The sequence below is a fragment of the Pseudomonas sp. XP1 genome (assembly GCF_053557675.1).
This window is the reverse complement of sequence record NZ_JBNRIJ010000001.1, coordinates 110,886-127,884: the sequence shown is the minus strand read 5'-3', so window position 1 is coordinate 127,884 and position 16,999 is coordinate 110,886. Positions and strand designations below refer to the sequence as shown.

The following is a 16,999-nucleotide window of genomic DNA, read 5'->3' as shown; positions in this document are numbered from 1 at the left end:
TTTAAAAGCCGTCAATTCTACAGCAGTAAGGCAAAATGAAATCAAGCGGAAATGTAATAATTTGCAAACTTTTGTTAACAACAAGCGTTGGGCCAGTGTCAGTCAGTTAAGGTCTGTCGGCTTGCCGGGGCTGCCCTGCAGCCCACGCCCGGCTTGTCGACAGCGAATGCATCGCTGGGTCATGGCCACCGGCCAGGCAAGAATTGATCTTCCGGAGACAAGCATGTTTCGTATCTTTGAGCGCTGGCTCGACCCTTTCCCACCCGACGAGATACCTCCGCCACCCGTTGGCCTGCTGCGCTTCATGTGGGCCTGCACCCGAGGGGCGCGCGGCTACATCCTGGCACTTGCACTGCTCAGTGCCGGGGTATCGATCTACGAAGCCTGGCTGTTCGCCTTCCTCGGCCAGGTCGTGGACCTGCTTTCGGCCTGGCAGGCCGGCGGTAACATCGGCCCCGAAGAAACCCGGGTGCTCTGGGGTATCGGCATCGTCCTGCTGGTCAGCATCGGGTTGGTGGCGCTGCGCACCATGCTTCAGCACCAGGTACTGGCGATCAACTTGCCGCTGCGCCTGCGTTGGGACTTTCACCGGCTGATGCTGCGCCAGAGCCTGTCGTTCTTTTCTGACGAGTTTTCCGGCCGGGTCACCACCAAGGTGATGCAGACGGCGCTGGCGGTTCGCGATGTGTTGTTCACCCTCATCGAGATCCTGCCCGGGATCGGCGTGTACTTCATCGCAATCATCGCCCTGGCCGGTGGCTTTGCCCTGAAGCTGATGCTGCCATTCATTGCCTGGGTCGTGCTGTTCGGCCTGGCCATGCTGTATTTCGTGCCGCGCCTGGGCAAGGTCGGCCAGGAGCAGGCCAACGCCCGATCATCGATGACCGGGCGGGTTTCTGACGCCTATACCAACATCACCACGGTAAAACTGTTCTCGCACGCCAACCGCGAAGCGCATTTCGCACGCGCAGCCATGGAGGATTTCAAGCAGACCGGTTTTCGCCAGATGCGTCTGGTCAGCCAGTTCGAAATCGTCAACCAGGCACTGGTGGTGGGCCTGATCATGGCTGCCGGTGGCTATGCCCTGTGGTTGTGGCACCAGGGCCAGGTCGGCACCGGGGCGGTGGCGGCGATCACCGCCATGGCCTTGCGTATCAACGGCATGTCGCACTGGATCATGTGGGAGATAACCTCGCTGTTCGAGAACATCGGCACCGTGCAGGACGGCATGGCCACCCTCACCCGCGGCCCCAAGGTGAAGGATGCGCCCGGCGCTACCGAACTGGTAACCAAGGGCGGCGCGGTGAGTTTCGACAAGGTCGGCTTCAACTACAACGGCGAGCGCCAGGTGCTCGACGACCTGAGCCTGCACATCCGCCCGGGCGAAAAAGTCGGCCTGGTCGGCCGCTCCGGGGCCGGCAAGTCCACCTTGATCAACCTGCTGCTGCGCTTCTACGACGTGGACCGTGGGGAAATCCGCATCGACGGGCAGAACGTGGCCAAGGTCACCCAGGACAGCCTGCGCAGCGCCATCGGCATGGTCACTCAGGACACCTCGCTGCTGCACCGCTCGATTCGCGACAACATCGCCTATGGCCGCCCCGATGCCACCGAAGCGCAGATTCGCGCCGCTGCGGCCAATGCCCAGGCCGATGGTTTCATCAGCCAGCTCAGCGACCGCCAGGGCAACACCGGTTACGACACTTTGGTGGGAGAGCGCGGCATCAAGCTGTCAGGTGGTCAGCGCCAGCGCATCGCCATTGCCCGGGTGATGCTGAAGAACGCGCCGATCCTGCTGCTGGACGAAGCCACCAGTGCGCTGGACTCGGAAGTGGAAGTGGCCATTCAGGAGAGCCTGGATGAAATGATGCAAGGCAAGACCGTCATCGCCATCGCCCACCGGTTGTCGACGATTGCCGCCATGGACCGGCTGATCGTGATGGATGAAGGGCGCATCATCGAACAAGGCACCCATGCGCAACTGCTGGCGAAGAATGGGACTTATGCGCGGTTGTGGCAGCACCAGAGCGGCGGGTTCCTGGGTGAGGACCAGGGCGTGGCCGAGGCGATGGAGTAGGCCTGTATGGGAGCGGGCCCGGCGAACACCGGCAAAGCCGGTGCCATGCGTCGACCTCCATCAGTTTTCCATCACGACGATGGACTGAGCTCAATCCCGGCCCTCAACCAAACACATGCGAAGGCCGGCGCAGCACCGGGTCGAACGGGTTGACCCGCTCGCCAATCGCCGCGGCCTCGCGCTTGAGCAGCGCTACCACGGTCGGCATGCGGTTGGGCCCCAGGCGATCGCTGATGGTCGCCACGCTCAGGGCCGCCACCGCATGGCCGTTACGATCGAGGATCGGCACCGCCAGGCCGGCCATGCCATCGAGCACTCCGGTATTGCGCCCGGCATAACCGAGGCTGCGCACATTGTCGATTTCGGCGCGCAGCATGACTTCGTCGTAATGGTGGAAATCCTTCAGCCGCGGCAGGTTGTAGCGGATCACCTCGTCGCGCTCCTCCTCCGGCAGAAAGGCCAGGATTGCCAGGCTGCCCTGCCCCACCCCCAAGGCCACACGGCCGCCGATATCACCGGTGAAGGTACGAATCGGGTATGGCCCTTCGCTGCGGTCCAGGCACACCGCATCGAACCCTGAGCGCGCCAGCAGGAACAGCGAATCGCCCAGCGAGGCCGACAGCCGCAGCAGGCTGGGGCGCACCACATCGCGCAGGTTGCCGGCTTGCCCGGCCTTGGCCGCCAAGGCAAAAAAATCCAGGCTCAGCCGGTAGCGCTTGCTGGTCGCGCACTGGTCGACCATGCCTTCTTCAATCAGGCTGCGCAGCAGGCGGTGGGTGGTGGGTTGCGCCAGGCCAACCCGCTGCGCCAGTTGGCTGACCTTCTCGCCCTCGCCACCGCAATCTCCCAGCGCACGCAACACGGCGAACAAACGCGACACTGCACTGACGCCTACTTCCTTGGCCTGCTCATTTCGTTTATCGGAATCCATTTTTCGTCAAACCTTAGAAAATTCCAGTCAGCGGAATAATTTCAAAATAGCTGTCACCCAGTGAAATTACCCTTTGTCGCCATCCTAATCATTGCCCTACTCTCCGGTCCATAGGGCGATATCACAACATCGGCCGCCGCCACAGCAGCGAGCGCCAACGTCCGTAAAGCATTGCTTTTCGCCGCTGGCGCTCTGCCCACCCTGAAACTGCCGGTTTACTCCGGTTCCGTTTGCGATGGAGCACAGCCATGACCTTTCTGTTGATCGACAAGCTTTGCAAGCGCTATGGCGCCACGGAGGCAGTGGCCAGCTCGTCACTGGCCATAGAGAAAGGCGAGTTCGTCTCCCTGCTTGGCCCTTCGGGCTGCGGCAAGACCACCACCCTGCAAATGATTGCCGGCTTCGTCGAGGTCACCAGCGGCCGCATTGTCCTCGACGGCCGCGACATCACCCACGCCAAGCCGGCCAGCCGAGGCCTGGGCGTGGTGTTCCAGAGCTACGCGCTGTTCCCGCACATGACCGTGCGCGACAACGTCGCCTTCGGCCTGCGCATGCGCAAGGTGGCCAACGCCGACATAGCCCGCCGGGTCGACCGGGCCCTGGCGCTGGTGCGCCTGGACAAACATGCCGAGCGCTACCCGCGCGAACTCTCCGGTGGCCAGCGTCAACGGGTGGCCCTGGCCCGTGCACTGGTGATCGAACCGCCGGTGCTGCTGCTGGACGAACCGTTGTCCAACCTGGACGCCCACCTGCGTGAAGAAATGCAGTTCGAGATCTGCCGTATCCAGAACGAGGTCGGCATCACCACTTTGATGGTCACCCACGACCAGGCCGAGGCGCTGTCGATCAGCGACCGGGTGGTGGTGATGGAAGCCGGGCGCATTACCCAGGTCGATGACCCCTACCGCCTGTATGAACACCCGGGCACGCCTTTCATTTCCGACTTTGTCGGCAAGGCCAACCGCCTGCGCGGCGTAACCGGCCCCGGCGGGCAACCGCAGGCGGATGCCCAGGGCCCGCTGACCCTCAGCCTGCGCCCGGAAAAGATCAGCCTCGGCCCGGCCGGCAGCGGCAAGCTCGCAGGCCGCATCAGCTGCCGCTACTTCCTCGGCAGCCAATGGCTGTACAGGGTCGACACCGCCCTGGGCAACCTGGCCGTGGTGCGTGCCAACGACGGCAACACACCGCTGGATGAAGGCACACAGGTCGGCCTGGACTGGAACGATGCCCTGCTGCGGGTGCTGAACGCTGGCGAGGTGGCGGCATGAGCACGGCAAAGCTGCGCAGCAGCGCCTGGGGCTATGGCTTGAGCAGCCCGGCGCTGCTGTTGTTCCTGGCCTTGCTGGTGGTGCCATTGGGGCTGACCGTGCTGCTGTCGTTCAACGCGTTCGACTACAGCAGCGGCATCCAGGCCGGCCAGTACACCCTCGGCCATTACCTGAGCCTGGTGACCGACACCTACTACTACGAGATCTTCTTCCGCACCTTCTGGATCAGTGCCCTGGTCACCCTGCTTTGCGTGCTGATCGGCATCCCCGAGGCCTTGGTGCTCAGCCGCATGGGCGCGCCGTGGCGCTCGATCTTCCTGATCCTGGTGCTGACCCCGCTGCTGATTTCGGTGGTGGTGCGAGCCTTCGGCTGGAGCCTGCTGCTAGGCGCCGACGGCCTGGTCAACCAGGGCATCACTGCTCTCGGCGGGCAGCCGGTGAAGCTGCTGTATACGCCGTTTGCAGTGATCATCGGCCTGGTCCACGTGATGCTGCCGTTCATGATCATCCCGGTGTGGACCTCGCTGCAGAAACTCGACCCGGCTGCCGAGCAGGCTGCGCTCTCGCTGGGTGCCAGCCAGTGGACGGTGTTCCGCCGCATCGTGCTGCCACAGATCATGCCCGGCGTGCTGTCGGGGACGCTGATCGTGTTCGGCCTGGCCGCCAGCTCGTTCGCCATCCCAGGCCTGCTGGGCGGTCGCCGCCTGAAGATGGTCGCCACCATGATCTACGACCAGTACCTGGCCGAACTGAACTGGCCGATGGGTGCAACCATCGCCGTGGCCCTGCTGCTGATCAACCTGCTGGTGATGCTCAGCTGGAACCGATTGGTCGAACGCCGCTACAAACGCGCACTTGGAGTCTGAACCGATGACCCGTAACGGCCCGCTGGCCCTGTCCTTTCACGCCCTGGTGATGCTGTTCATGCTCGCCCCGCTGGTGGTGGTGTGCCTGGTGGCATTCACCCCGGAAAACACCCTGAGCCTGCCCACTGCCGGCTTCTCGCTGCGCTGGTTCAGCGCCGTGTTCGAGCGTGCCGATTTCCTCGATGCGTTCTACAACAGCCTGAAACTCGCGGCCCTGGCTGCCTCGCTGGCCACTCTGATCGCCGTGCCGGCGGGCCTGGCGATCACCCGCTACAGCTTCCCCGGCCAAGGCTTTCTCAACGGCCTGCTGCTATCGCCGATCATCATCCCGCACCTGGTGCTGGGTGTGGCCTTGCTGCGGCTGTTCGCCCTGCTGGGGGTCAATGGCAGCTTCGCCTGGCTGGTGTTCGCCCATGTCGTGGTGATTACCCCCTACGTGCTACGCCTGGTACTGGCTGCAGCCATCGGAATCGATCGCAGTGCCGAGCAGGCTGCGCAAAGCCTGGGCGCTGGCCGGGTCACGCTGTTCTGCAAGGTCACCCTGCCGATGATCCTGCCCGGTGTAGCCGGCGGCTGGCTGCTGGCCTTCATCAACAGCTTCGACGAAGTGACCCTGTCGATCTTCGTCACCTCGCCTGCCACCCAGACCCTGCCAGTGCGCATGTACGTATACGCCACCGAATCCATCGACCCGATGATGGCCGCCGTCTCGGCGCTGGTGATCGCCGTCACCGCCCTGACCATGGTCGCCCTGGACCGCGTATATGGCCTGGACCGCGTGCTGGTGGGCAAGCAATGACAAGGAACGCTCCCATGCCCCTGTTCAAGCGCGTGGCCGAACACGACCGCGAGCCTGTGCCTTTCCTGCTCGACGGCCAACCGGCCAAAGGCATGAGCGGCGATACCCTGCTGACTGCCATCCTGACCAATGCCGAGCACCTGCGCGGCAGCGACTTCAACGCCGAACCACGCGCCGGCTTCTGCCTGATGGGCGCCTGCCAGGACTGCTGGGTACGCCTGCAGGATGGCCGCCGGGTACGCGCCTGCTCGACCTTTCTGGAACCGGGCCAGTGCGTGACCCGCGACCCGGGGCGCCAGCCATGAGTGCGATCGTGATCATCGGCGCCGGCCCGGCCGGCATCCGCGCCGCGCAAACCCTCGTAGCCCACGGCCAGCGCCCGGTGCTGCTGGACGAGGCCAGCCGCGGCGGCGGGCAGATCTACCGCCAGCAGCCGGCCAATTTTCGCCGCTCGGCCAAAGCCTTGTACGGCTTCGAGGCCGGCAAGGCCCAAGCCCTGCACAACACCCTCGAGCAACTGCGCGGGCAGGTCGACTACCGCCCGGACACCCTGGTTTGGAACGCCGAGAACCAAGTGCTGGACACCTTGCAACAGGGCCACCTGGCCGACCGCCTGGCGTTCGACCGGGTGATCGTCGCCACCGGTGCCACCGACCGGGTGTTGCCGATACCCGGTTGGACCCTGCCTGGGGTCTATACCTTGGGCGCTGCGCAAATCGCCCTGAAGTTCCAGGGCTGCGCGATCGGTGAGCGGGTGGTGCTGGCCGGCAGCGGGCCGCTGCTGTACCTGGTGGCCTACCAGTATGCCAAGGCCGGTGCCAGGGTCAGCGCGGTGCTCGACACCTCACCGTTCAGCGCCCAGGTGCGTGCCCTGCCACGCCTGCTTCTGCAACCGGGCACCTTTGCCAAGGGCCTGTACTACCGAGCCTGGCTGGCCCGCAAGGGTGTGCCCGTGCACCAGGGCGTGACCCTGCTGGGTATCGACGGCGAGCAACGCGCCAGCGGTGTGCGCTGGTTGAGCAATGGCCAGCAACACGACCTGCCGTGCGACGCCATGGCATTCGCCCACGCCCTGCGCAGTGAAACCCAACTGGCCGACCTGCTGGGTTGCCAGTTCGCCTGGAGCGCGCTCAACCGCGCCTGGCTACCGGTACGTGATGCCCAGGGCCGGGCCAGCAGCCCCGGCGTATACCTGGCAGGCGACGGTGCCGGCATCCTCGGTGCCGACGGTGCCGAGATGAGCGGTGAACTGGCCGCCCTGACACTGCTGGCCGACCTCAGCAAGCCCGGCAACCCGCAGCGCCAGCAGCAACTGGAAAGGCGCCTGGCCACCCTGCAGCGCTTCCGCCAGGGGCTGGAGCAGGCCTTTCCGTTTCCCGAGCAGTGGGCACGGCAAGCCCCGGACCAGCTCACCGTGTGCCGCTGCGAGCAGATCAGCGCCGGGGAAATCCGCGCCACCGTGCGTGCCGGGCACTGGGAAATCAACCGGGTCAAAGCCATGTGCCGAGTCGGTATGGGCCGCTGCCAGGGCCGCGTGTGCGGTGCTGCTGCCGCCGAGTTGATCGCCTGCGAAAGCGGTCGGGCCATTGACCAGGTCGGGCGCCTGCGTGGCCAGGCTCCGGTCAAGCCCCTGCCCTTTGGCCTGGAGATAAAACCATGAAGCTGATCGAAGTGGATGCCATCATCGTCGGCGGCGGCATCGTCGGCAGCAGCGCTGCCTTGACCCTGGCCCGCGCTGGTCGGCAAGTGGCATTGCTGGAACGCGACTTCTGCGGCTCGCATTCCAGCGGGGTCAACTACGGCGGTGTGCGCCGTCAGGGCCGCTCGTTGGCGCAGCTGCCATTGTCGATGCGCGCCCATGCCATCTGGGGGAATCTGCGCGAGTGGATCGGCATCGATGGCGAATACGCCCGCAGCGGCCACCTGAAGCTGGCACGCAGCGAAACCGACTTCGATGCCTTGAAGGCCTATGCCCGGCGTACCCAGGCTTTTGACCTGCGCCTGCAACTGCTTGAACGACGCGAACTGCGCCAGCGCTTCCCCTGGGTGGGCGATATCGCCGTCGGCGCCTCGTACTGCCCCGAAGACGGCCATGCCAACCCACGGCTGGTGTCACCGGCCTTCGCCCAGGCGGCCAGGCGCAGCGGCGCCCAGGTGCATGAGCAGTGCAAGGTGCTGGAGGTGGGTCACGACGGCTACCGCTTCAGCGTACACACCAGCAGCGGCCAAGGCTTCAAGGCGCCCTGGTTGTTGAATTGCGCCGGCGCCTGGTCGGCGCAACTGGCCGAGCGGTTCGGCGAGCCGGTGCCGCTGACCGCGGCCCACCCGGCCATGCTGGTTACCGAGCCGCTGCCGCTGTTCATGACCGCCAGCACCGGGGTCGAAGGCGGCGGCATCTACGCCCGCCAGGTCGCGCGTGGCAACTGCGTGCTGGGCGGCGGGCGCGGTTTTGCCCTGACCCCGACCACCGCACGCCCGGGCCAGGCCGCAGTACTCGACATCCTGCGCAACGCCACCGAGCTGTACCCGGCACTGGCGGGCGCCCAGGCCATACGCACCTGGAGCGGCACCGAGGGTTACCTGCCCGATGACGAACCGGTGCTCGGCCCCAGCCTGCGCCAGCCTGGCCTGCTGCATGGTTTCGGCTTTGCCGGTGCCGGCTTCCAGATTGGCCCGGCCGCTGGTGAAGCATTGGCGCAATGCATCCTGCACGGCGCGCCGGCACTCAGCCTGGCGGCTTTTTCCATCAACCGCTTTCAGCCCAACCACTACAAGGAAAACCTGTCATGACGCACAAGCAACGTTTGCTCGCCCTGTTCTGCACCGTGCCCGGCCTGTTCGCCTGCCTGCCCGCCATGGCCCAACCCACGCTGTACCTGGGCATGAACGGCGGCACCATGGAGCGGCTGTTCAGCGACAATATCCTGCCAAGGTTCGAGCAGGCCAACGGGGTGAAGGTGGTGATCGTTCCCGGCACCTCGGCCGACATCCTGGCCAAGGTCCAGGCCACGCCGAACAAGCCGTCGATCCATGTGATGGTGCTGGATGACGGCATCATGTACCGCGCCATCGGCATGGGCCTGTGCAGCACGCTCAAACCCAACCCGACCTTGGCCCAGTTGCCGGAAAAGGCTTTGATCAAGGACAAGGCCGCCGCAGTCAGCCTGGGCGTGACCGGGCTTGCCTACAACAGCCGCCTGTTCAAGGCCAATGGCTGGGCAGCGCCTACCTCATGGAACGACCTGGCCGACCCGCGCTTCAAGGACAAGGTGGTATTCCAGTCGATGGCATCGTCCACCTTCGGCCTGCATGGTTTCCTGATGTACAACCGCCTGCACGGCGGTAGCGATACCGACGTCAACCCGGGCTTCGCCGCCTGGCAGAAGAACGTGGGCCCGAACGTGCTGGAGTACATCCCCAACTCGGCCAAGCTCTCGGAAATGGTGCAAACCGACGAAGCCGCGCTGTTCCCGCTCACCCCCACCCAGGTGACGGCGCTGAAGCTCAAAGGCATCCCGGTGGAGTACGCCGCGCCCAAGGAAGGTGCCGTGGTGCTCAACCAGGCCGAATGCGTCACGGCCAACAACGACCAGCCGGAGCTTGCGCAGAAGCTCGCCGAGTTCCTGCTCAGCCCCGAGGCGCAGTCGCCGGCACTGGAGCTGGGTGACCAGATCCCGTCCAACCCCAACACGCCCACCAGCGACAAGACCCGTGGCCAGGTCGAAGCCATGCAGACCTACCTGCAGACCGCCGTGACCATCGACTGGGAACAGGTCAATACCCAGCGCCCCGAGTGGAACGCGCGCTGGAACCGCCAGATCGAAAGATAAGCCGATGGCCTGGGCCGCTCCCACCCCTTTGCGTACCCTGTGGGAGCGGCTTTAGCCGCGAAGAATCCAGCGCGGTGCATGGCACCGGCTGCGCCGGTGTTCGCGGCTGAAGCCGCTCCCACAGGGTCCCGGCTAGCTCAATGAATCATGTTCAGTTCTATGAGATCTAGTTTCCCGGGAAGAAGGCAACACGCCTCCAAACCCTAACACCTCAATCCAGCACCGGCCGCAACAACGCCTGCGCCTCGTACAGGGTCGGCAGATACCGCAAGCGTATTTCATCCACACTCAACCGCGAAGCATGGGTGGTGATTGTCAATGTCGCTTTCAGCCGGCCGGCCCGGTCCAGCAGTGGCACACCTAGCACGCGCATGCCGACTTCATACTCCTGGTCCACGATACAGAACCCTTGCTCCCTCACCCGCAGCAACTCCGCCTCCAGTTGCAACCGGTCCGTCTGCGTATAAGGCGTCAACCCCCGCAGCGGGTTACGCGCAAAGTAGGCATCCCGTTCTCCCTCATCCAGCCAGGCCAGCCAGACACGCCCGCCGGCGGTGCAATACATCGGCACCCGCGAACCCGGCCGGATCGACAACGAGGCCACATGGCTGTAGCGGCTGCGTACCAGGTGGATGATCTCGTCACCATCACGGGTACCCACCGACACATGCTCCTGCGTCTGCCTCGCCACCTGCTCGACGATCGGCCGCAGCATGCGCGGCAATTGCGCCGAGTCCACATACGCCTGGCCGAGGCGCAGCGCCTTGGGCGTAAGCCAGTACTCACGGCTGTCGGTTTCGGCAAACCCTTCGTGCACCAAGGTCAACAGAAACCGCCGCGCGGCACTGGGGGTAAGGCCGGACAGCCTGGCCGCCTGCGGCACGCTCAGGCGCGGCTGCTCGGCGCTGAACAGCTGCATGAGCGCCAGGCCTTTCTGCAAGCCGGCGATCAAGTCACGAGGATGGATAGCGGGGGTGTTCATCTATTCGACTCGCAAGCAGGGCAAAAACAGCCGATTACCGCGATAACCGGATCAAGGATGCGATTATCGCATTAAACGCCCGATCAGCGCATTGTTGCCAACGACCCCCTTGCCTCACCCTTGGCCTCCATAACAACGCCAATAAGGAGGTCAGCATGATTCGTGGTTCCACTGAACTGGTCGCCATCGTCGGTTCGCCCATTGCCCAGGTGAAGTCCCCGGACAACTTCAACACCTGGTTCGCCAACAACAACTGCAACCTGGCCATGCTGCCCATCGACCTGCATGAGGCTGCACTGGATACCTTCGCCGGTACCCTGCGCGGCTGGCAGAACCTGCGTGGGTGCGTGGTCACCGTGCCATACAAGCAGGCCCTGGCCAGCCGCCTTGATGGCCTGAGCGAACGTGCAGCCGCGCTGGGCTCGGTCAATGTGATTCGCCGTGAGCGTGACGGTCGCCTGCTGGGCGACAACGTGGACGGCGCCGGCTTCCTCGGTGCTGCGCGCAAACATGGTTTCGAGCCGGAAGGCAAGCGGGCATTGGTGATCGGTTGTGGCGGGGTCGGCAGTGCCATTGCCTATGCACTGGGCGAGGCCGGCATCGCCAGCGTCACCCTCAGCGACCCCAGCACCGCACGCGTGGGCGCTGTTTGCGAGCTGCTCGGCAATGCCTTCCCCAAGGTCGAACTCGCCACCCGGGTCGACGGGCTGGAAGGCTTCGACCTGCTGGTCAACGCCTCCCCTGTCGGCATGGGCGGTAGCGCGGAGCTGCCGCTGCCTGCCGCCCTGCTCGCCACCTTGCAGCCCGAAACCCTGGTCGCCGACGTGGTCACCTCGCCCGAGATCACCCCACTGCTCAACCGGGCACGCCAGGTTGGCTGCACAGTCCAGACCGGCCCGGAAATGGCCTTCGCCCAACTCGGGCACCTGGGCGCCTTCATGGGCGTCACGCCGCTGGAGATCTGAAGCCATGCCGACGCATGAACATGCGCAACACAACTTTGACCTGGTCGTGCTGGGCAGTGGCGCCGGTGGCTTTACCGCTGCCGCCACGGCCGCGCGCCATGGGCTGAAAGTGCTGGTGGTGGAAAAGGCCGAACACTTTGGCGGCACCTCGGCAATTTCCGGCGGGGCGGTGTGGCTCTACGGTACCGATCAAGCCCGCGCCGCCGGTGCGGTGGACTCCCCCGAGGCCATCCGCACCTACCTCAGGCAGGTCATCGGCGACGGCTACGATCCCGCCCTGGCCGACGCCTTCATCGAGCATGGCCACCAGGCGCTGCGCTGGCTGGAGCAGAACACCGAACTGCGCTATGCCCTGCGCCCGCACTCGCCGGACTATTATCCGGACGCCCCGGGTGCCACCCAGTTTGGCCGGGCGCTGGAAATGGTCGAGTACGACGGCAAGCAGCTCGGGCAGCACTTCAAGAACCTGAAGATGCCGCCGCCCGGCATGCTGCTGTTTGGCGGCATGATGGTCAACCGCGTGGATATCCAGCATTTTCTCAGTATCCGCCGCTCGCCCCGGTCGCTGTGGCATTGCCTGAAGCTGATGGCGCGTTATGCGCGGGACCGCCTGAGCCACCCGCGCGGCACGCGGCTTACCACCGGCAACGCCTTGATCGCCCGCCTGGCCAGCAGCGCCTTCGCCCATGGCACGCAGCTGTGGTTACGCAGCGAAGCCCTGGAACTGATCGTCGAACGCGGCGTGGTCACCGGCGTGGTGGTGCAACGCGAAGGGCGCCGTGAGCGGGTGCTGGCGCGGGGTGGAGTGGTGTGCGCCATGGGCGGGTTCGCTGCAGGCGCGCTCGCCGACAGCTACCGGCCGGCCCGGCAAGCGCCGCACCTGACCATGTCACCGCCCACCAATGACGGCGCTGCCCTGCGCCTTGGCCAAGCCGTGGCCGCGGCCCAGGGCGAAGGCCTGGTGGCCAACTTCTTCTGGGCACCGGTTTCCGAATTGCGGCATGCCAGTGGCGAGCATGAACGCTTCCCGCACCTGGTCACCGACCGCGCCAAACCAGGCGTGATCGCGGTGAGCCCGGACGGGCGACGCTTCGTCAACGAATCCGATTCCTACCACCACTTCGTGCAGACCATGTTCGCCAAAGGCATCGCCAGCTGCTGGCTGGTCTGCGACGCCGAGGCGATGAACCGCTACGGCCTGGGCCTGGCGCGGCCAAAGCCGGTGGACAACCAGGCATTGATCGACGCCGGCTACCTGTACCGCGCCGCAACAGCGCAGGCCCTGGCCAAGGCCATTGGCGTCGACCCACAGGTGTTCATGCAGACCCTGGAGCAGTTCAACGCCGACGCACGCAACGGCATCGACCGCGCGTTCGGCAAAGGCGGCAACAGCTACAACCGCTACATGGGCGACCCACAACACATGCCCAACCCATGCCTCGCGCCGCTGACCAGCGGCCCGTTCTACGCCATCCGCATCCACACCGGCGACCTCGGTTCGGCCTGCGGGCTGGTGACCAACGCTCAAGCCAACGTGCTGAACCGCGATGGCCAGCCGATTGCCGGGCTGTATGCAGTCGGCAACGACATGAACTCACTGATGAAAGGCACCTACCCTGGCCCCGGTATCACCCTGGGCCCTGCCCTCACCTTCGGCTGGCTCGCTGCCAACCACATCGCCGCGCGCCTGCAGGCGCCAACCACCCACATGGAGACTCCAGCATGTACTACGAACTGAGAACCTACACCCTCGACCCACTGAAAATGGCCGACTGGCTGAGCCTGTACCAAAGCCACGCGCTGGAGGTGCAACGCGAGCACCTGGGTAACCTGGTCGGCTTTTTCACCAGCGAGTTCGGCGAAGTCAACCAGGTGGTGCATGTCTGGGGCTATGCCAGCCTCGACGAACGCATGGCACGCCGCGCAGCCATGGCAGCGGACCCGCGTTGGGCAGAGTTTTCAAGGCGCAACCGCGAGTTGGGCGCGGTGTTGCACTTGCAGTCACGCCTGCTGCGGCCCACCGGTTTTTCGCCGCTGCAGTAAAACCTCTTCCTCCTACGCCTGAGCGGACCCCAACATGCAACCCCTCGAATGTGACGTACTCGTCATCGGCTCCGGCGCCTCTGGCCTGGCTGCCGCCGTTACTGCCGCCCATCACGGCCTGCAGGTGATCGTCGCGGAAAAAGCCAGCCAGTTGGGCGGCACCAGCGCCTGGTCGGGGGGCTGGCTGTGGATACCGCGCAACCCGCTGGCCATTGCCGAAGGCATCGTCGAGACCGACGATGCCCCGGAGCGCTACCTGCGTGAGCAAACCCACGTCAGCGAACTGGACCCGCGCCAGCGCGCCTTCCTGCACCATGGCCCGGAGATGGTGGCGTTCTTCCAGCAACATACCGCCGTACAGTTCCAGTGCGGCAGCCGCATGCCCGACATGCGCGAAGGCGACGGCAGCGCGCGCGGTGGCCGATCGCTGTGTGCGCTGCCATACGACGGGCGCCTGCTCGGGCCCTGGCTGCACAAGCTGCGCCCACCGCTGGACATCGTCAGCCTGGCCGGCATGGGCATTGCCGGCGGCGCCGACATGGCCGCCTTCTTCAACGCCACGCGCTCGCCCGCGGCCGCGCTGCATGTGGGCAAACGCCTGCTGCGCCATGGTCGCGACCTGCTGCTGCACCGGCGCGGCCTGCACCTGGTCAATGGCAATGCCCTGGTGGCACGGCTGCTGCGCAGCGCCCTGGACCTTGGCGTGACGCTCCTGACCGACAAGCCGGCCAGTCGCCTGCTGGGCGATGGCCGGGTCAGCGGCGCACAGTTTGCCGATGGCCAGATGATCAACGCCCGCCGCGGTGTGGTTTTGGCCTGCGGTGGCTTTGCGCATGATCGCCAGCGCATCGCGCAACTGATGCCGCATGCGCCGGAAGGTACCCAGCATTACTCCGCAGCCCCCAGGGAAAACAGCGGTGACGGCCTGCGCCTGGGCGAACAGGCCGGTGGCCTGGTCCAGGTGACTGCGCCCCATGCGGGTGCCTGGGCACCTGTGTCGCGGGTGCCGCGCAGCGATGGCAGTTTCGGCCATTTCCCGCACTTGATCGATCGTGCCAAGCCCGGTTTCATCGCCGTGCGCCGCGATGGCCGGCGCTTCGTCAACGAGGCAGATTGCTACCACGACTTCATGAACGCGCTGTTCGCCGCCACCCCGCAGGGGGAAGCGCCGGAAGCATGGCTGATCTGCGACCATGCCGCGCAACGTCGCTATGGTATCGGCTGGGCCAAGCCCTTCCCTTTCCCCACCCGCCACTATCAACGCTGCGGTTACCTGCACAGCGGTCGCACGCTGGAGGAACTGGCGCAGCGCTGCGGGATCGACGCCGCGCAGTTGCAGCGCACGGTGAACGGTTTCAACCGCCATGCAGCCCAGGGTGAAGATCCGGTTTTCCGGCGTGGTGTATCGGCCTACAACCGTGCCCAAGGCGAGCCGCTGCAAGCCCCCAATCCATCGCTGCGGCCACTGCTGCACGGTCCGTTCCACGCAGTGAAACTGTTGCCGGGCAGCCTGGGTACCTTCGCCGGCCTGGGCACGGATGCCTCGGCCCGGGTACTGGACCGCCATGCGCGGCCGATCCCCGGGTTGCATGCGGTGGGCAACGACATGGACAGTGTGATGGGCGGGCATTACCCGAGTGGCGGTATTACCTTGGGGCCGGGGATGACATTCGGTTATCTGGCCGCAAGAGCGTTGAGTACCTTGACCACCTGAGTTTACGTTGCCCCTTGCTTCGCCCGCAGGCCCAACGCAAACGTTCGGTAACCGAACACTAGCCCCTACCTCGAATTGACGCTGCCGCCTCCACTGCTCACCATGCACCGGCCTTGCGTGCCCCCTGCCTGGGACTTAGTCACGCACCTGTAGCACCGCAGCTAATACAATTTCAAGAAACGAGCAGTCTATGAACCACTCCAAGATCACCCCCGCCGCCCCCCGGATGCACCAGGGTTCGATCGGCGACAAGCTTCGCGGCGCCTTCGGCGTCGGCAAGACCCGTTGGGGCATGCTGGCCCTGGTGTTCTTCGCCACCACCCTGAACTACATCGACCGTGCCGCGCTCGGCATCATGCAGCCCGTCCTGGCCAAGGAAATGGGCTGGACGGCCATGGACTACGCCAACATCAACTTCTGGTTCCAGGTCGGCTACGCGGTCGGCTTCCTGCTGCAAGGCCGGCTGATCGACAAGGTCGGGGTAAAACGCGCGTTCTTCTTCGCCGTGCTGCTGTGGAGCCTGGCCACCGGCGCTCACGGCCTGGCCACCTCGGCGGCTGGCTTCATGGTCTGCCGCTTCATCCTCGGCCTGACCGAGGCCGCCAACTACCCGGCCTGCGTGAAGACCGTGCGCCTGTGGTTCCCGGCTGGCGAACGAGCCATCGCTACCGGCCTGTTCAACGCCGGCACCAACGTCGGTGCCATGGTCACCCCCGCCCTGCTGCCGCTGATTCTGGCTGTGTGGGGCTGGCAGGCCGCGTTCATCGCCATGGGCAGCCTGGGCCTGGTGTGGGTGGTGCTGTGGGTGCTGAAGTACTACAACCCTGAAGATCACCCGCGCGTGCGCCAGAGCGAGGTGGAGTACATCCAGCAGGATGACGAGCCCGAGCCGACCCGCGTGCCGTTCAGCCGCATCCTGCGCCTGCGTGGCACCTGGGCGTTCGCGGTGGCTTACGCGATTACCGCACCGGTGTTCTGGTTCTATTTGTACTGGCTGCCACCGTTCCTCAACCAGCAGTACAGCCTGGGCATCAACGTGACCCAGATGGGTATCCCGCTGATCATCATCTGGCTGACGGCAGACTTCGGCAGCATTGGCGGCGGCATCCTGTCTTCCTGGCTCATCGGCCGTGGCGTGCGCGCTACCACGGCGCGGCTGGTGTCGATGCTGATCTTCGCCTGCACCATGGTCAGCGTCATCTTTGCCGCCAACGCCAGTGGCCTGTGGGTCGCGGTGGCGGCCATCTCGCTGGCGGTGGGCGCACACCAGGCATGGACGGCGAATATCTGGAGCCTGGTGATGGACTACACGCCCAAGCACCTGGTGAGCACGGTGTTCGGTTTCGGCAGCATGTGCGCTGCGATTGGCGGGATGTTCATGACGCAGATTGTCGGTAGCGTGCTGACCGCTACCAACAACAACTATGCCGTGTTGTTCACCATGATCCCGGCGATGTACTTCCTGGCGCTGGTGTGGATGTACTTCATGGCGCCGCGCAAGATCGAGAGCGCCTGAACGCGCTA

15 protein-coding genes are annotated in these 16,999 nt (G+C 65.2%); 13 read left to right on the top strand and 2 right to left on the bottom strand.

Annotated features, from left to right (window positions below; translation table 11 throughout):
• The first annotated feature begins 223 nt into the window (after window positions 1-223).
• Window positions 224-2,077: an ABC transporter ATP-binding protein gene (locus tag ACK1U9_RS00520; RefSeq protein WP_046613943.1), complete on the top strand. Its 1,854-nt coding sequence runs from the start codon at window positions 224-226 to the stop codon at window positions 2,075-2,077.
• 103 nt (window positions 2,078-2,180) lie between these two features.
• Here ACK1U9_RS00520 and ACK1U9_RS00515 read toward each other — a convergent pair whose 3' ends face one another.
• The gene (locus tag ACK1U9_RS00515) at window positions 2,181-3,008 is read right to left on the bottom strand and encodes an IclR family transcriptional regulator (protein WP_039613319.1); all 828 of its coding nucleotides are present in this window, start codon (window positions 3,006-3,008) and stop codon (window positions 2,181-2,183) included.
• Between the two features lie 248 nt (window positions 3,009-3,256).
• On the opposite strand from ACK1U9_RS00515, the gene ACK1U9_RS00510 reads away from it, so the two are divergent.
• From ACK1U9_RS00510 to ACK1U9_RS00480, 7 genes are read left to right on the top strand one after another with little or no spacing between them, the layout of a single operon-like run.
• Window positions 3,257-4,276, top strand: coding sequence for an ABC transporter ATP-binding protein (locus ACK1U9_RS00510; protein WP_108480509.1), 1,020 nt, complete (start codon window positions 3,257-3,259; stop codon window positions 4,274-4,276).
• Entirely contained in the window at window positions 4,273-5,142 is an 870-nt protein-coding gene (locus ACK1U9_RS00505) for an ABC transporter permease (protein ID WP_108480510.1), read from the top strand. Before ACK1U9_RS00510 ends, ACK1U9_RS00505 begins: the two co-directional genes overlap by 4 nt.
• A gap of 4 nt (window positions 5,143-5,146) precedes the next feature.
• Window positions 5,147-5,941, top strand: coding sequence for an ABC transporter permease (locus ACK1U9_RS00500; protein WP_025339622.1), 795 nt, complete (start codon window positions 5,147-5,149; stop codon window positions 5,939-5,941).
• A 14-nt stretch (window positions 5,942-5,955) separates the two neighbouring features.
• The gene (locus ACK1U9_RS00495; protein WP_108480511.1) at window positions 5,956-6,246 is read left to right on the top strand and encodes a (2Fe-2S)-binding protein; all 291 of its coding nucleotides are present in this window, start codon (window positions 5,956-5,958) and stop codon (window positions 6,244-6,246) included.
• Window positions 6,243-7,601, top strand: a complete 1,359-nt coding sequence (locus ACK1U9_RS00490; protein WP_108480512.1) for an FAD/NAD(P)-dependent oxidoreductase — start codon at window positions 6,243-6,245, stop codon at window positions 7,599-7,601. Before ACK1U9_RS00495 ends, ACK1U9_RS00490 begins: the two co-directional genes overlap by 4 nt.
• On the top strand, window positions 7,598-8,731 hold the full coding sequence (locus tag ACK1U9_RS00485) for an NAD(P)/FAD-dependent oxidoreductase (protein ID WP_108480513.1): 1,134 nt from the start codon (window positions 7,598-7,600) through the stop codon (window positions 8,729-8,731). Before ACK1U9_RS00490 ends, ACK1U9_RS00485 begins: the two co-directional genes overlap by 4 nt.
• Window positions 8,728-9,771, top strand: coding sequence for an ABC transporter substrate-binding protein (locus ACK1U9_RS00480; protein WP_108480514.1), 1,044 nt, complete (start codon window positions 8,728-8,730; stop codon window positions 9,769-9,771). Before ACK1U9_RS00485 ends, ACK1U9_RS00480 begins: the two co-directional genes overlap by 4 nt.
• A 211-nt stretch (window positions 9,772-9,982) precedes the next feature.
• Here ACK1U9_RS00480 and ACK1U9_RS00475 read toward each other — a convergent pair whose 3' ends face one another.
• Entirely contained in the window at window positions 9,983-10,753 is a 771-nt protein-coding gene (locus tag ACK1U9_RS00475; protein ID WP_085601375.1) for an IclR family transcriptional regulator, read from the bottom strand.
• Between the two features lie 155 nt (window positions 10,754-10,908).
• Between ACK1U9_RS00475 and ACK1U9_RS00470 the strand changes: the two genes are divergently transcribed.
• The 5 genes from ACK1U9_RS00470 to ACK1U9_RS00450 all read left to right on the top strand — a co-directional run bounded on the left by ACK1U9_RS00470 (window position 10,909) and on the right by ACK1U9_RS00450 (window position 16,991).
• Window positions 10,909-11,718: a shikimate dehydrogenase family protein gene (locus ACK1U9_RS00470; protein ID WP_108480515.1), complete on the top strand. Its 810-nt coding sequence runs from the start codon at window positions 10,909-10,911 to the stop codon at window positions 11,716-11,718.
• Between the two features lie 4 nt (window positions 11,719-11,722).
• Complete coding sequence (locus ACK1U9_RS00465; RefSeq protein ID WP_153670583.1) at window positions 11,723-13,456, top strand: FAD-dependent oxidoreductase; 1,734 nt, start codon at window positions 11,723-11,725, stop codon at window positions 13,454-13,456.
• On the top strand, window positions 13,441-13,761 hold the full coding sequence (locus ACK1U9_RS00460; RefSeq protein ID WP_046613952.1) for an NIPSNAP family protein: 321 nt from the start codon (window positions 13,441-13,443) through the stop codon (window positions 13,759-13,761). The genes ACK1U9_RS00465 and ACK1U9_RS00460 overlap by 16 nt, the downstream gene beginning before the upstream one ends.
• A 34-nt stretch (window positions 13,762-13,795) precedes the next feature.
• Window positions 13,796-15,475 (top strand): FAD-dependent oxidoreductase, encoded by a 1,680-nt coding sequence (locus ACK1U9_RS00455; RefSeq protein WP_108480517.1) that lies wholly within the window; start codon window positions 13,796-13,798, stop codon window positions 15,473-15,475.
• 226 nt (window positions 15,476-15,701) lie between these two features.
• Entirely contained in the window at window positions 15,702-16,991 is a 1,290-nt protein-coding gene (locus tag ACK1U9_RS00450) for an MFS transporter (RefSeq protein ID WP_371916245.1), read from the top strand.
• Window positions 16,992-16,999: the final 8 nt, after the last annotated feature.